This window comes from Candidatus Saccharibacteria bacterium, assembly GCA_016699955.1.
Taxonomy (GTDB): Bacteria; Patescibacteriota; Saccharimonadia; order Saccharimonadales; family UBA4665; genus JAGXIT01.
The window spans coordinates 64,810-79,416 of record CP064993.1 but is presented as its reverse complement, the minus strand read 5'-3'; the positions used below and the strand labels follow the sequence as shown (position 1 = coordinate 79,416).

The window sequence follows — 14,607 nt, the reverse complement described above, 5'->3', positions numbered from 1 at the left end:
TGCTATTCCTCTATAAATCCGCCCGATTGATGTGCCCAAAGTTTGGCGTATGTACCGCCATGCTTTAGAAGTTCTTTGTGAGTGCCCTCCTCGACGATTTTTCCATTATCGAGCACGACGATCCGATCCATTTTTTGTATGGTAGAAAGTCGATGGGCGATTACGATGGCCGTGCGGCCCTCCATGAGTGTCCATAGTGCATCTTGTATGAGCATTTCGTTTTCGCTGTCGAGTGCCGAAGTTGCTTCGTCGAGCACCAAAATAGGCGCATTTTTTAGCATGGCCCGTGCAATGACAACACGCTGCCGTTGCCCACCACTCAGCTTTACGCCACGTTCGCCAACGAGTGTGTCGTAGTGCTGAGGTAATTGCTCGATGAATTCGTGTGCGTGGGCTAGCTTTGCGGCACGTTCAATTTGCTGTTCGGTACTTGCTAAGTTGCCGTAGCCTATATTTTCGCGAATACTGCGGTGAAACAGGAGTGGCTCTTGGGGCACGTAGGCGACTGAAGCGTGCAAATCATCTTGCGTGACGGCTGCAATGTTTTGTCCATCGATGGTGATTTCGCCAGCCTGAATGTCAGAATAGCGCAGCAGTAAACGCGTAAATGTTGTTTTGCCAGATCCGCTGTGACCAACAAGCCCAATTTTTTCTCCTGGTTTGATTGAGAGAGTAAAGTTTTCGAAGATGGCATCCTCTGCTCCGCTGTGAATGAACGTGACATTACGGAATTCTATGGCGCCACTGTGAACGGCAAGTTGTTCTGGCACGTGAGGGTCTTTAACACTTGGCTCCTGCGTCAGTTTTACGGCCATTTCACGAGCGTCACTAAGCGCTCGGTTGTATGAGCGCAGCGTGGCGTTGCCAAATTCAAACAGCTGCTCGGCAATTGTTGCGGTGTAGCTGAAAATTAGAAAGGCTGTGCCGATGTTTGCGTGCTGGTCGATAACTGATATCAGGGCAACAACCAGAGCCCCGCCAATTATAATCCGGTTCATTACCCCCATGACGTTCATTTGTCGTTGATGTGCGTTAGCAAAGCGCATTATGTAATGCCGGGTGTTACTGGTAGCTTCATGGAAACGGCTTATTTCGTAGTCTCGCCGCGCGAAACTTTTTATGACGCCAATGTTGGTTATGGCGTCGGATAACTGACCGGTTTCTTTGCTCTCAGCCGCGGCCGCACGCGACAAATGTTTAAAAATGCCTCGAGCTTGCAACATTGACACGCTCATAAACAGAACGATAAGAATCGCCAGAAAAACTGAGTATAGCGGTGCTTTTGGGGCAAGGATGAGAATAGCCCACACAAACCCCCACAACATGGGATATACCTGATATATCGTGCTGTCCTGAATACGGATATACCCGTTCAAAAGTTTGTTAGTTTGTGACACCAGTGAACCACCAAAATTGTTTGCATGGAAGTCTAGGCTTTGCGCAAGGAGGTGCCGAAAAACGTGTTCGGAAATATCTTGCCGGACATTTTGCTCCAACCGCCACATGAAATAGTCAATGCCGCGCCATAGTGCGATTCCCGCAAGCAGTACCAAAAAATATAGCAGTATTTCATCGCTAAAAGTGGCCCAGAGTCCGTTGATAGGTTGCTTGGCCGTCAGCTGGTTTATAACATCAGCCAAAATAAGCGGGGGTATAAAGCGGCCAAAAAGAGATGTTAAAGGCATAACTAATATCACTCCCCAGATGTAGAGGGGGTATTTTTGGACGCAGCGAAGATAGTAGCGTAGTGCTACCTTCATGCCTCGGTCTTGTTTTGTACTTATTTTATTCATAGGTACGACCCTCCTACGGTCGACCATTCTACTTACGGTAGTATAAGGTGTTTTAGAGCTGAAAGAAGTATTTTTAGCCCAGAGTAACGTACGCCGTAAAGGCGCCGTTAACTGTTACAAGAGCGAAAGTAATCATTGTATTAGTGCGCCTTTCCGTTACGTTTGTAATTCATACAACTATACTACCTCTGTTTCGTAAATGCAATGATAAAATTAGGTGAAATGTGTATCTGTAAAATTGTAATCCCAAGTAAAAAACTTAAGATTCTTCTTGTATCCGAAAAACTTTTTCCTCAGCAGTTATTGGGTGACCCGCCATGCGCTCGAGGTGTTGTAGACGTTCTTCGGTCTCCAACTCGTAGGTTTGCAAGGTAATTTCTAACCTTTCTATTTCTTCCTGAAGCGCCTGAATTTCATCGCTATCGACGTGCGAATGTTTTGAAGGCGGTTTCTTACTTGTCGGCTTAGCGTCAGCTGGTCGTTCTGTCGTATTTGTCTTTGTGTGGTCGCTGTCGTGGGAAATAAAAGTGACGCCAAGAAACCCATCTGCGTCGGTATCGTATGCCATGAAGGTATTTTACCGCAATTACCACAACCATTAAACCTTTTTAAGTTGCAGTGAGCGAAGACTGTCCTAGAACTCAGAGGTGGGATATACTATCTTTATGCAAAAAATTCTCTTGTACTACAAATTTACTCCGGTGAAAGACCCAGAAATGCTCAAGTTCTGGCAGAAGACGTTATGCGATTCGCTCAATCTGCACGGTCGGATATTGGTGAGCGCGCAGGGTATCAATGGCACGGTGGGGGGTGATTTGGAAGACCTTAAAACGTATGTAAAAAAGACCAAAGAGTTTCCAGGCTTTAAAGACATACTATGGAAATGGAGTGATGGTGGGCGCAAAAACTTTCCGCGTATGAGCGTGAAGGTCAAAAAGGAACTGGTGGCGTTTGAAACATGGGATGAAGTGAAAGTCGACGAAAAGGGCGTTGTCGGCACGGGGCAGCACCTGAAGCCTGAGCAGGTAAACGAAATGGTCGAGAAGTATGGTGACGACGTTGTATTTTTCGATGGGCGTAATCAGTACGAAGCAAAAGTTGGACGATTTAAAAATGCCGTTGTACCAGACACTCGAACTTCACGTGATTTCAAGCGCGAACTCGAAAGCGGTAAGTACGACGAGCTAAAAAGTAAAAAAGTCATTTCATACTGCACGGGCGGTGTGCGCTGTGAACTTTTGAGCGCCATGATGAAACAGCGCGGCTTTAAGGACGTTTACCAAATAGATGGAGGCATTGTGAAGTACGGTGAAGCGTACGGTGATGATGGTTTGTGGGAAGGGCAACTCTATGTCTTTGATGGGCGCATGGGCATGAACTTCAGCGACCACAGCAAAGTGATTGGCGAGTGTATTCATTGTGGCCGAGCAACAAGTAACTACGAAAACTGCGCCAACCAGGCTTGCAACGAACTCGTTCTCATTTGTGACCCCTGTGCAGCTGACCCAGACAAGCTATATCACGCAGCCAAGTGTCTTAACGGTGCGCCTGAAAAATCTACCCAAGCCACTGCCACAAATCATGAATAATCAACGGCTTAGCACAACCGGCACTGACAAAGAATCGCAGAAGGGCTATAGGCAATCAGGTAGACATGACAAGTTTTTATTATTTCGCAATATCGTGCTTTGGGTATTACTCCTGTGCTTTGCTCTAACGGCAATGTTCGATACCGAGACAAATCGGCAAGCCTTGTTTTTGGTTGTTCTTCCCGTGTTTCTTGGGAGTGCGGTCGAATTTTTCCGTCAAAGTCGTGATATTACCCTGACATTGTGGCTCATATGCTCGGCATTTTTCACGGCTCTCACTGGAGTGTATACACTGTTGACTAATCCCGATAGTTCGGGCGCAAGCGAGTTCCTGCTTCGCTGGTGGCCAGTTTCATTTGTAGCCGGATTCGTACTAGTCACTGTGGTAGTTAGTTTGGCGCTCAAAACAACAACATTTGTTTCTAGAATTTCTGAAGGATTGGTTTTGGCTCAGTCGATGGGCGTAGTGTACATTCTTGCTATGTCGATAATAGACGGGCAGGCCAATTCGTTTATGTGGGTTGGGCTCAGTATCTCTAGTATCATTGTCCTTGTTTCATTAACCAGTTCGTTTATTATGCGCAGATTGCCGCGTTGGCTAAGAATAGGATTGAGTTTGTGGAGTGTATTCGTTGCGCTAATCTTTGCCATAAGGTATATCAAACACTTGCTAGATCTATATCGTCCTGATTCTATTTCAATGCAAGATGGTTTTACATACTTTGCGCAATTTCTTTTGTTTGGTAGCGCAACAATGTATATCGCAAGTAGCGCTATCCTACTTGGTTTGTGGTTGTTTTGGGGCCGTTCAAAAAAATTCGCTCCGCAACGTAACATTGTAGTCCAGCGGTTTTCGAACTACCAGATGCGACCCAAAGAGACCATAGCCACAATAGTATATCTGACAATATTATTCTACTTACAGTATAAAAACCCCTCAATAATGAGCGCGACAAGCATAGCATGGGTTGGTATTGCGACATTGCCAGCACTGTTTTATTTTGTTCGTTTGTGGTCTCGTCTTTATAAGAGTAGTAGGTCGCATGTTTCATAAATCCAACACCGTACAGCATGATAGCGAGACGCTGGCCGAAGGGCAGCAAGTGTTTACTGCCTGCGCGTTTATTACTCATGAAATCGATGGGGTGACGAAGGTGTTTTTGGCTAAACGTGCGGACAGTAAAAAGTTTTTGCCTGGCGTGTGGGAGCTGCCCGGCGGACACATTGACTACGGGGAAGATTTGAAGATTGCGGTGGCACGAGAGGTTATGGAAGAATTTGGGATGTGCGTAAGAATTGGCGATTTGCTCGACGTGTTTACCTATATAAATGAGGTAAAAAAGGCGCATGCTATAGAAATTATTTACTTTGCGCAGTTTGCCGACCCTCTCGAAAATATCCGTCCCAAGCCAGAAGACCACAGTGCCTATGGTTGGTTTGCGCTTGAAGAGCTGAGCATGACCTATGCTGGCTCAAAGGATGAAACTGACCCAGAAATGGTGGCCATCCGCAAAGGTTTTGCCCAGCTAAAGGCAGAAATGTGAAGCAGAAATGGCACGGGCTCTCAGACGGGATGAAGGGAGTGTTAGCGGGGATTGCTTCAGCATTGTTTCTGACTGCGTATTTGGTAGTGAATAAGCACGTATATAACACCTACGACATTGGTGCGTTAGAATACTCCCTCTTGTTTGCGCTGGCAGGCGGACTATTTGGGGCTGCATCACTACGGCGCCACATGAATAAGGTTATGTACGAACGCCTTCGTAAGGACGCCGGTAAGTTTGTTGTGCTTTCGCTCGCTAGTTTTGTAGCGGTCGGCCTGCTTGTATTTGGGCAGCGATATACATCTTCTATCAATGCTTCACTGATTGGCACGGCGACAATATTGACAACCATATTTTTCTCGGCAATTATGCTGCGTGAGCATATTACGTCAAGGCAACGCTTATGGCTGCTGGTGCTATTTGTCGGTATGTATATTGGCATAGTCGGACTGCACAAGCTACATCTGAACAAGGGAGACGCTATTATTCTGTCGTCGGAAATAATCTTTGGGTTTGGCAATGTGCTTAGCCGGAAAGTTATGCGTAAGCATGGTTCGCTGATTGTGCCAAATATACGGCTAGTTTTAGCAGCGGGATATGCGCTCATTGCGAGTTTATTTGCAGTAAGAAGTTTTGAGGTTATTGGCCGCTTGTGGCCGTGGGTACTCGTAGCCGGAATGTTGTATTGGCTAACAATGAAAACGTTTGCCGCCTCTGTACATCTTATAAATGCAAACCACGCAGTTGTGCTTAACAATGGCCAGGTAGTTACGACCGCGCTAGCAGGTGTGCTTTTGCTCGGCGAAGGCTATTCCTGGGAAAAGCTCGTTGGGTCGGTTGTTGTGCTCACGAGCATATACTTTATTGCTTGGAAGGGTCGGGCTACATAAATGCCGCATATTCACACAGAGCCAGGGCAACATGATTTGACGGTAAGCGCCTACATTGTACGTAAGGAAGCGGGTGAATGGAAATGTTTGGTGCATATGCATAACAAACTTCATAAGCTGCTGCAGGTTGGCGGACATGTTGAGCTGACTGAGACGCCGTGGCAGGCAATTGAACATGAGCTTCGGGAAGAAGCGGGGTACAGTTTAGACGAGCTTGCGGTTTTGCAGCCAAAAAAACGTGTTTTTCATTCGGACAAAAATGTCGTACATCCAGTTCCAGCGATGCTTATGACGCACTTGTTTTCCAGTCTACACTACCATACAGATGTTGGGTTTGCGTTCATCGCTGCGGCAGTGCCAGCTGCAAATCCGCATGACTCAGAATCGGAAGATTTACGCTGGTATAGCCTTGCCGAACTTGAGGCCGCCAAGGATCGCCATGAAATTGTCCTAGATGTCATAGAAAACTATCGGCTTGTTCTGGAAGATTATGTCACGAGCTGGTTTTCAGTTCCTGCGGGAGAGTATTTGCTCGAGCATCCGCTGGTATCGCCGTAAGCGTGGACATAGCGAGCGAGTGTGTAAGATTTCGTACATTCCGACGTTCACGTGTGCGCTACAATGAAGTTAAAAGGAGGATGTTAGAATGTCAATTAATCTTGGTGTAGTTGCTCTGGCGTCGATGGCGCAATTCATTGTCGGCGCAGCGTGGTACACGTTTGTGTTTGGTAAGCAGTGGGGTGAAATGTTTGGGTTCGATAAACTGTCGAAAAAAGACCAAAAAGAAATGCAGTCAAAAATGGGTCCCTATTATGGCCTGCAGCTTTTTGTGACGCTAATGACTAGTTATGTGCTAGCACTTTTCATCGCTGATAATCCAGACTCATCAGAGTTTGTGATCGCTCTTTGGCTATGGGTTGGTTTTGTAGTTCCGACACAAGTTTCCGCAGTTATCTTTGGCGGCGTCCACGCACGGTGGATTCAGCGCCGAATTGCAATCATGGCAGGTGGTTCACTAGTTTGCTTGATGGTTGCGGCTTGGATTTTTAGTCTTTTTGCCTAGTGTATGAAGCGAATAGTATTTTTGTCGCAGGTACACAAGTCTCCAGCAAAGGGCGGCTGGACGTATGTGGCTTGGCCCGCCTCAGTAAAGTTTTTTGGCACGAAGGGCATAGTAAAAGTGAAGGGAAAGTTTGACGGGGAACCATTTATAAGCTCATTTATGGCCATGGGCGACGGTACGCACAAGTTGCCCATAACGGCCGCAATATTGAGACAAATTCGCAAAAAGGAAGGCGATAGCGTTGAAGTACAAATTACGGAAAGGTTATAAGGTAGGCATATGACAAAGGAAACCATAGATTTTGAAGTGCTTGTAGATGACAAAGAAGCGAACTTAAAGCCGGTGGAGGCGTAGTATGGCAATAATTCAAAAAATTACACCGAACCTGTGGTTTGACGGCAATGCAAAACAAGCGGTGGACTTTTACGTTTCGGTGTTTGAGGGCAGTACAATTACGGCAACAACTTACTACCCCTCTGAGGGTTTGCTTGATTTCCAGCAGGCTCTTGCAGGCAAGGAGCTTACTATTACATTTGAGTTGGCAGGGCAGACTTTTGTTGCAATCAACGCTGGCCCCGAGTTTAATTTTACCGAGGCTGTTTCGTTTTCGGTTGCTTGCGCAGACCAAGCAGAAATTGACTATTTTTGGTCAAAACTTTCGCATGTCCCAGAAAGTGAGCAATGTGGCTGGTGCAAGGATAGCTACGGCTTGAGCTGGCAAATTGTGCCTCAAAACATGGACACTATAATGAGTAAATCAGATGGTACTTACAATCAAGTAGCCTGGCAGCGCATGATGGAAATGAAAAAAATTATAATCTCAGAGTTAGAAACAGCTCAGTAGTGAGATACAGCGTATAAGCGTGTACACTGTTTTCTGATATGCAAAATTTTCGCAGGGTACTCTTAAACACACTGATAGCCAATGTAACGACGAGCTACCTTTGGTTTGCACTGACTTTTTGGGTGTATCTTGAAACCAAATCTGTGCTCGCCACGGGTATCATCGGCGGCTCATACATGCTCCTAGTTGCCGTGATGAGCTTATTTTTTGGGGCTATCGTCGACCAGCATAAAAAGAAAACAGTCATGTTGCTTTCAAGTAGTATTACCCTAGTATTTTATGCGCTGGCGGGAGTCGGGTTTTTGCTACACTCTGAAGCTCAGCTTACAGACGTCAGTGCCTATCCGTTCTACTTACTGGCAGGGCTGGTACTATTTGGTAGTGTCGTAGAAAACATGCGTAATATAGCACTCAGCACAACCGTAACACTCCTGGTGCCAAAAAGTGAGCGAGATAAAGCAAACGGCATGGTCGGTACAGTGCAAGGGGTGGCGTTTATGGTGACAAGTGTTTTCTCGGGTCTTTCGATAGGGTTGCTTGGAATGGGTTGGACACTTTGCATTGCTATCGCGCTGACGGCAATTTCCCTGGGGCATCTGGGGCTGGTTGCTATACCAGAGAAAACTATTCACCACGACCCAGAAATCGCCCAGAAACGCATAGATATTTCGGGCAGCATTGCCGCCATTCGCTCCGTACCTGGGCTAGGCTGGCTGATCGCTTTTACCACATTCAATAACTTAGTTGGCGGAGCATTTATGGCGCTTATGGATCCATATGGGTTGACACTGTTCTCGGTGGAGTGGTGGGGTATTGTGCTTGGCGTGACAACAACAGGTTTTGTCATTGGCGGGCTAATTGTCGCCAAAAAGGGTTTGGGTAAAAACCCACTCCGCTCTATGCTGCTCGCGAACGTGGGCGTTGCAACCGTCGGCCTGGTGTTTGTCATTCGCGAGTGGTGGTTGCTTTATGCGGTTGGTATTTTTCTATGGCTCTTGCCCAGCAGTCCTAGCTAAACAAGCCCTTTCTTTCGTTTAATGTTGTAGTGGCTAAGAAGCTTTTTAAGCTCTTGTTCCATTCGTTCATCACTTCTATTATAACGCCACTCGCATTCTTTGAGGAATAACTCGAAATACGTCTTTCGAATACCGTTTTTACGCTGTATTCGTCGTTTTGTAAAACTCCAGAAGTTTTCAATACCATTGACGTGATGCCCCTTGAAATCTGAAAACTCATTATTGCCATGGTTGACGCGATAGTGCTTGTCATAACCTACATCTACCAAGCCATCATATCCTCGCCAACCATCAGAGTTAATCTCGGCATTTAAAGATACAGTATGCTCAATGATTGTCTGTAAGGTAGCACCAGAACAGTTTGGTACTATTTCGGTATAGACACGTCCGTCACGTTGGTATATGCCAAAGACTGGTTGCTTGCGAGTACCTCTACCGCGTTTTAGCTTGATATGTAGGCCTCGTATACGTCTTGCCCCAAAGTAACTTTCATCCAGCTCAATAACGCCAGTGAGTCGCGTAAAAGCCTGTTTCTGCTCAATGTATATGAGCTTACGAAAAAGGTTGTAATACTCGTCAACTGTCTTACGATTGAGCCCCAGAAGATCTGCTGTTTTACTAGCCTCTACGTCAACTACAAAGTGTTTCAGGATTTTTCCAACTTTATAACCGCTTATTTTACCGTATGGTATCTGTAATTTCATGTCTAAATCTAGTTTACGCTAGATTTTTGCTGGGCAAGAGCCTTTCTATATATGAGTATTTTTCCGGTTATCGAAGCGGCCGAGCAGACTATTATTCAGCGAGTTGTCCCGTTTAAGCGCCAGGGCAGGGTTTTTGGTTTGGCTCAGGCGATAGAGTCCGCTAGCTCGCCAATAACCGCGTTCATTATTGCACCCATTGCTCAATTTGGACTTATTCCGTACATGAACAGTGACGCCGGGAAAATTGCATTTGGTTGGTTGGTCGGTGACGGCGAGGCACGCGGTATTGCGCTTGTATTTATTCTGGCAAGCCTCGTTATGCTCATTGCCGTTCTCTTCGCCTTCCGCACCAAGGCGTACACGAATTTGTCAAAAGCCTACGCAGATTCTTAAATTCACCCGAACTCGTAGGAAGCTATCTGTTTGTATTTCGGCGATGTTAGCCTCTTTTTTGGTATTTGTACTACAATGTACATATGACATATGTTGTTCTACTAAGAGGCGTCAACGTGGGCGGAAACACCCGAGTGGAAATGTCACGCCTCAAAGCAATACTCGAGAGTCTTGGTTGTACCGATGTGCAAACATACTTAAACTCCGGTAATGCAGTTTGTAAAAAAGCAACCAAGTTAAATGCTACAGAGGTAGAGAAGGCAATCGAAGTGGAATTTGGCTTCGCAGTGCCAGTGCTGGTGCTGGACGCAAATACTGTATGTCGTGTCGCCGAATCTATACCCGAAAGCTGGCGTAATGACGACGACCAAAAATCAGATGTTGCTTTTCTGTTCCCGGCAGCTGACGACGCCTCAATTGTGATGAAAGTCGGTTGTAATTCAGACATAGAAACGGGGCTGTATGTACCGGGAGCGCTTCTTTGGAATATCGAGCGTAAGCACCAGTCACGTGGCAGCCTGCCAAAGGTGGTCGGCACTCCGCTCTACCAACAAATGAGCATTCGTAACGTTAACACAGCCCGAAAACTTGCCGAATTGGTACAATCATAAACATGATTGCTGCTGATGTAGTATCTTCGCTCCAGGACTATGCCAGCGGTGCGGACGCAGTAAATTTGCAGTGGTTTTTTAAGACTGGGCCGGGTGAATACGGCGAAGGGGATCAGTTTATTGGCGTACGGGTACCAAACATTCGCAAAGTCTGTAAAAAGTTTCGCAACCTCCCTCTCAAAGAAGTGCAACAGCTTCTCGAAAGCCCCGTGCATGAACATCGCATGGCGGGGGTGATTATTTTGACGCTGCAGTACCCAAAAGCAGACGACAAACAAGCAATCTACGAGCTGTACCTAGCAGAACTTGGAAACGGCCATATCAACAACTGGGATCTTGTGGACGTGTCGTGTCGACATATTGTGGGTGAACATCTGCGCGAAAATCGCAGCAAACTATACGAACTAGCTAAGAGCGAAAGTCTCTGGGAACGCCGCGCTAGTATCATCAGTACTTTCGCCTATATTGCTAAGGGCGATGCATCAACATCACTAGCCCTGGCCGAGTTACTGCTGGGTGATAAACATGACCTAATGCACAAAGCCGTCGGGTGGACGCTGCGCGAGGTTGGCAAACGCTGCGATGAACAACTCCTACGTACTTTCCTGAGTCGTCATGCCCCCACCATGCCCCGCACCACCCTTCGTTACGCCATTGAACATTTGCCGGAAGATGAGCGCAAAGGGTATCTTAATATGAAGCAAGTGAAGGAGGATTAAATGCCAAACATATTCATACAGCTACTGGTAGCAAGTGGGGTCATGGGGGTGCTGGACTATATATGGCTTGGGACGGTAGCAAAAACGTTTTACCGCTCACAGATAGGTAAGTTACTACTCGATAAGCCAAACATGACTGCCGCAGTCCTGTTCTACATCATTTACGTTGTCGGCGTGGTGACTTTTGTAATTTCCCCGGCACTTGAAAAAGGTTCACTGACTCACGCGCTGACGCGCGGCGCGCTCTTTGGCTTTGTGGCGTATGCTACTTATGATCTTACAAACCTCGCGACTATTAAGGGCTTTACCACAAAAGTCGTAGTTGTTGATTTGCTGTGGGGTGCGCTGCTCACCGCCACGGTCGCGGGCGTGACGTACGCTATACTAAACAGGTAATGAAACGCGCTTTTGAGTTCTTTTTTGTGGTGTATGTGGCCGCAGCCGTGACCGTGCTTTTACAAAACGACATGTTCGGTGAAGTTTTGGCGCGTGTGGCTGTTTGCTGGTTAGTTAGCCTCCTATTCCTGACCCTGGTGTATGCTGCGGCGCTTGCGCGGCAACGTTTCGATCTTGTCGACACTGCGTGGGGCTTGAGTATAATAGCCATCGCCGTTACGGCGTATGGAATTGGCGGTAGTAGTGTCGGGTTTAATCCGCAGACGGTTGTTACGGCACTAATTATTGTGTGGGGGCTTCGCCTCGCCTGGCACATAGGCCGGCGATTCTTGCATTCTTCCACAACAGATGAGCGCTATGTGCAGCTTATGCATAAATGGAAAGGTAGTGTTGCCGTAAACGCCTATCTGCGCATTTATGTTGTGCAGTCGCTACTAGCACTATTTGTAAGTATCCCAGCAATACATATAAACATAAGCAACGGAGTTTCGTGGACTTGGTGGGCATTTGTAGGGGCTGGGGTATGGGCAGTTGGCTTTGTGTGCGAAGTGGTGGCTGATAGGCAGCTGGCTTTTTTTGTGGCGCAACCGGCAAACAAGGGTAAGCTCATGACAAATGGGCTATGGAAATACGCCCGCTACCCAAATTACTTTGGGGAATTGACCGTGTGGTGGGGCATTGCCATTATGTCACTCGGTACGCCTCATGGCTGGGTAGGCACTGGCGGTGCAGCGGTTATTACCTACCTCATTGTCTATATTTCCGGCATTCCTCCCAAAGAAACCCGCCTCCGAAAACGTGAGGGTTGGCATGGGTATGTCAAAACTACCCGAGTTCTGTTGCCATTGCGTAAACATTAACAGTATTCTATAATAATACATATGTCTTCTGAACATTCGGAAGAAAGCAAAGTCAGCCACGAGCTAGGTGAACCCCAAAGGGTAGTTAAAGGTTGGACTAAGTACCTTAGGGTTATCAGTATTGCTATTGCTGCGTGGATGCGGCCGACTGATGAATATAAGCTTAGGATAGAAAAACTTGCGGCTGATCCTGCATCTTTTGAACCTGGGGGACCTCTCTGTCTAGACATTGGGAACACTGACTACGTGTCAGCAGCACAAGGACTAGATAACTACGAACAACCGTCTTAAGTACAATGGCCAATGTCCATGGCTTGGTAGTGGGGTAAGGCCATAGCAAGGCGATCTTTAGTTTTACGGGGTATACTAGGAAAGTGAGCGATCAACTTGAACTTAAGCTGAAATCTCTGCCTAAAACTCCGGGGGTGTATTTTCACAAGTCTGCTACGGGTGAAATTATATATGTTGGTAAGGCGGCGGTATTGCGTAACCGCGTACGGCAGTATTTTCAAGCTAGTCGCAACCGTGACCCAAAAACTGAGGCACTTGTTGCAGAGATAGTCGACACCGATTGGATGGAAGTAGAGAGCGAGCTTGAAGCGCTTTTTCTTGAAGCAGAGATGATTCGGCGTTACATGCCGCGCTACAACATACTGCTGCGCGATGATAAGGCGATGAGCTACATCCGCATTGACTATGATAGTGATTATCCCACCGTGAGCACAACGAGGCGGCCGCTGGATGACGGTGCGCGTTACTTTGGGCCATACTTTAGCACCAATAGTGTACGTCAAGCACTCAAACTGCTACGGCGCATCTTTCCCTTTGCATACACCAAACCTGCTGGGCAAAAACGCGTCAGTTTATACTACCACCTTGGGCTTGACCCGGGACTCGAGGAAGGCAAGACCAACATGGCGGACTACCGAGCCAATTTGCGCAAATTGATTGCAGTTATAGAAGGCAAACGGGACCGCATTATTATGCAGGTGGAAAAAGAAATGAAGACAGCGAGCAAATCGCAAAACTTCGAGCTAGCGGCGAAGCTAAGGAACCAAATCACGGCACTCCGTAACCTTGGCAAGCAAGTTATCTTTAGCGATAAGGAGTTCATGGACATCTCAAAGGATCACGCACTCGGTGAGCTGGTTGATTTGCTTGGGCTCGATTCATTCCCTCGTAGAATTGAGGGCTACGATATTTCGCATATGCAAGGCACAAATGTGGTTGCAAGTATGGTTGTGTTTACGAACGGAGTCAGCGACAAAGGGCAGTACCGCAAGTTTAAGACGCGGCGTGAACATAACAATGACTTCTATAACATGCACGAAACCATTACTCGCCGCCTGAGTGAAAAAAATATCAAAGCTTGGAGCAGGCCCAACCTGTTCCTCATAGATGGCGGTAAAGGCCAACTAGATGCGGCTATTCGGGCGCGAGACGAAGCTGCGTCAAGGACGGACCCTGACGCAGAGCTGCGTCAGGGTCCGTCCTTGACGCGTTTAGCACAGATGCCTATGGTTGGCCTAGCTAAACGTGAAGAACAGATAGTTATAAAAAAGAGTCGAGTACATGGAGCCCATACGCACGAGGACGCAACTAAGCTCGAACCCCTGCGTAGCGCAAAAGCGAGCGAACAGCGAGCCGGGGAAGGCGAGTCGACACCGAGCGAAGGGGTAGCTATACCCGAGATGGGGGGAGCAACTTCCCATAAAAAAATGATTGAGACGGTGAATGGTTCAAACGTTGCTCTTAATCTCGAGATATTGCACAAACTCGGAGGCTACATCACTGAAACGGATGATTTCATTTTGGTTAATCTGCCGCACAGCACAAATCTTGTAAAGCTTTTACAGCGCATTCGCGATGAATCACATCGTTTTGCCGTCAGTTACCACTCAAGTTTGAAAGTTAAACAGCAGACTGCCAGTTTGCTCGACGACATCCCAACAATTGGCCCAGCCTCGCGCAAAAAACTACTTAGGACATTTGGAAGTGTGCGCGGAGTCATGCAAGCCCGTCAACAAGACTTAGAAAGAGTCATGGGCGAAAAAAAAGCCACTATTCTTCGTCAGTATCTCCGTTCTTATAGAAAAAATGAGCGGAGCGAATCTGTGGATAGCGCGGGCGCAAACGAATTGTAATCGGGGAAGAACGACGCCGAGTTCGATATATTATATACTAG

Annotated in this window: 19 protein-coding genes; 16 read left to right on the top strand and 3 right to left on the bottom strand. The window is 47.0% G+C overall.

The features are described from left to right. Window positions 1-2: 2 nt before the first annotated feature. Entirely contained in the window at window positions 3-1,793 is a 1,791-nt protein-coding gene (locus IPL85_00455; protein ID QQS19923.1) for an ABC transporter ATP-binding protein, read from the bottom strand. A gap of 259 nt (window positions 1,794-2,052) precedes the next feature. Next, window positions 2,053-2,361, bottom strand: coding sequence for a hypothetical protein (locus IPL85_00450; GenBank protein QQS19922.1), 309 nt, complete (start codon window positions 2,359-2,361; stop codon window positions 2,053-2,055). Window positions 2,362-2,458: 97 nt separating this feature from the next. Here IPL85_00450 and IPL85_00445 point away from each other — a divergent pair, with 97 nt between their 5' ends. The 9 genes from IPL85_00445 to IPL85_00405 all read left to right on the top strand — a co-directional run bounded on the left by IPL85_00445 (window position 2,459) and on the right by IPL85_00405 (window position 8,739). After that, entirely contained in the window at window positions 2,459-3,382 is a 924-nt protein-coding gene (locus IPL85_00445; GenBank protein ID QQS19921.1) for a rhodanese-related sulfurtransferase, read from the top strand. Continuing rightward, window positions 3,375-4,436, top strand: coding sequence for a hypothetical protein (locus IPL85_00440; protein ID QQS19920.1), 1,062 nt, complete (start codon window positions 3,375-3,377; stop codon window positions 4,434-4,436). Before IPL85_00445 ends, IPL85_00440 begins: the two co-directional genes overlap by 8 nt. Continuing rightward, on the top strand, window positions 4,426-4,926 hold the full coding sequence (locus IPL85_00435) for an NUDIX hydrolase (GenBank protein ID QQS19919.1): 501 nt from the start codon (window positions 4,426-4,428) through the stop codon (window positions 4,924-4,926). The genes IPL85_00440 and IPL85_00435 overlap by 11 nt, the downstream gene beginning before the upstream one ends. Then, the gene (locus IPL85_00430) at window positions 4,923-5,816 is read left to right on the top strand and encodes a DMT family transporter (protein ID QQS19918.1); all 894 of its coding nucleotides are present in this window, start codon (window positions 4,923-4,925) and stop codon (window positions 5,814-5,816) included. Before IPL85_00435 ends, IPL85_00430 begins: the two co-directional genes overlap by 4 nt. Continuing rightward, on the top strand, window positions 5,817-6,374 hold the full coding sequence (locus tag IPL85_00425) for an NUDIX domain-containing protein (protein QQS19917.1): 558 nt from the start codon (window positions 5,817-5,819) through the stop codon (window positions 6,372-6,374). It begins immediately after the preceding gene. 88 nt (window positions 6,375-6,462) lie between these two features. Then, complete coding sequence (locus tag IPL85_00420) at window positions 6,463-6,879, top strand: DUF1761 domain-containing protein (protein ID QQS19916.1); 417 nt, start codon at window positions 6,463-6,465, stop codon at window positions 6,877-6,879. 3 nt (window positions 6,880-6,882) lie between these two features. After that, a complete protein-coding gene (locus IPL85_00415) occupies window positions 6,883-7,149 on the top strand; it encodes a DUF1905 domain-containing protein (GenBank protein ID QQS19915.1) in 267 nt (88 codons plus the stop codon). 91 nt (window positions 7,150-7,240) lie between these two features. After that, the gene (locus IPL85_00410; protein QQS20414.1) at window positions 7,241-7,723 is read left to right on the top strand and encodes a VOC family protein; all 483 of its coding nucleotides are present in this window, start codon (window positions 7,241-7,243) and stop codon (window positions 7,721-7,723) included. Window positions 7,724-7,761: 38 nt separating this feature from the next. Further along, the gene (locus tag IPL85_00405; GenBank protein ID QQS19914.1) at window positions 7,762-8,739 is read left to right on the top strand and encodes an MFS transporter; all 978 of its coding nucleotides are present in this window, start codon (window positions 7,762-7,764) and stop codon (window positions 8,737-8,739) included. On the opposite strand, the gene IPL85_00400 is transcribed toward IPL85_00405, so the two are convergent. Next, entirely contained in the window at window positions 8,736-9,443 is a 708-nt protein-coding gene (locus IPL85_00400; protein QQS19913.1) for an IS1595 family transposase, read from the bottom strand. The two genes, IPL85_00405 and IPL85_00400, sit on opposite strands and share 4 nt — an antisense overlap. A gap of 51 nt (window positions 9,444-9,494) precedes the next feature. Here IPL85_00400 and IPL85_00395 point away from each other — a divergent pair, with 51 nt between their 5' ends. From IPL85_00395 to IPL85_00365, 7 genes are all read left to right on the top strand, one after another. Then, window positions 9,495-9,836, top strand: a complete 342-nt coding sequence (locus IPL85_00395; GenBank protein ID QQS19912.1) for a hypothetical protein — start codon at window positions 9,495-9,497, stop codon at window positions 9,834-9,836. Between the two features lie 83 nt (window positions 9,837-9,919). Beyond that, entirely contained in the window at window positions 9,920-10,447 is a 528-nt protein-coding gene (locus IPL85_00390) for a DUF1697 domain-containing protein (protein ID QQS19911.1), read from the top strand. Between the two features lie 2 nt (window positions 10,448-10,449). Further along, window positions 10,450-11,166 (top strand): DNA alkylation repair protein, encoded by a 717-nt coding sequence (locus IPL85_00385; GenBank protein QQS19910.1) that lies wholly within the window; start codon window positions 10,450-10,452, stop codon window positions 11,164-11,166. Continuing rightward, window positions 11,167-11,562 carry a DUF2177 family protein gene (locus tag IPL85_00380; protein QQS19909.1) on the top strand — a complete coding sequence of 132 codons (396 nt, stop codon included), beginning with the start codon at window positions 11,167-11,169 and terminating at the stop codon, window positions 11,560-11,562. Then, window positions 11,562-12,422 carry a DUF1295 domain-containing protein gene (locus IPL85_00375; GenBank protein ID QQS19908.1) on the top strand — a complete coding sequence of 287 codons (861 nt, stop codon included), beginning with the start codon at window positions 11,562-11,564 and terminating at the stop codon, window positions 12,420-12,422. Before IPL85_00380 ends, IPL85_00375 begins: the two co-directional genes overlap by 1 nt. Window positions 12,423-12,443: 21 nt before the next feature. Then, on the top strand, window positions 12,444-12,713 hold the full coding sequence (locus IPL85_00370; protein QQS19907.1) for a hypothetical protein: 270 nt from the start codon (window positions 12,444-12,446) through the stop codon (window positions 12,711-12,713). Between the two features lie 83 nt (window positions 12,714-12,796). Beyond that, window positions 12,797-14,566, top strand: coding sequence for an excinuclease ABC subunit UvrC (locus IPL85_00365; GenBank protein ID QQS19906.1), 1,770 nt, complete (start codon window positions 12,797-12,799; stop codon window positions 14,564-14,566). Window positions 14,567-14,607: the final 41 nt, after the last annotated feature.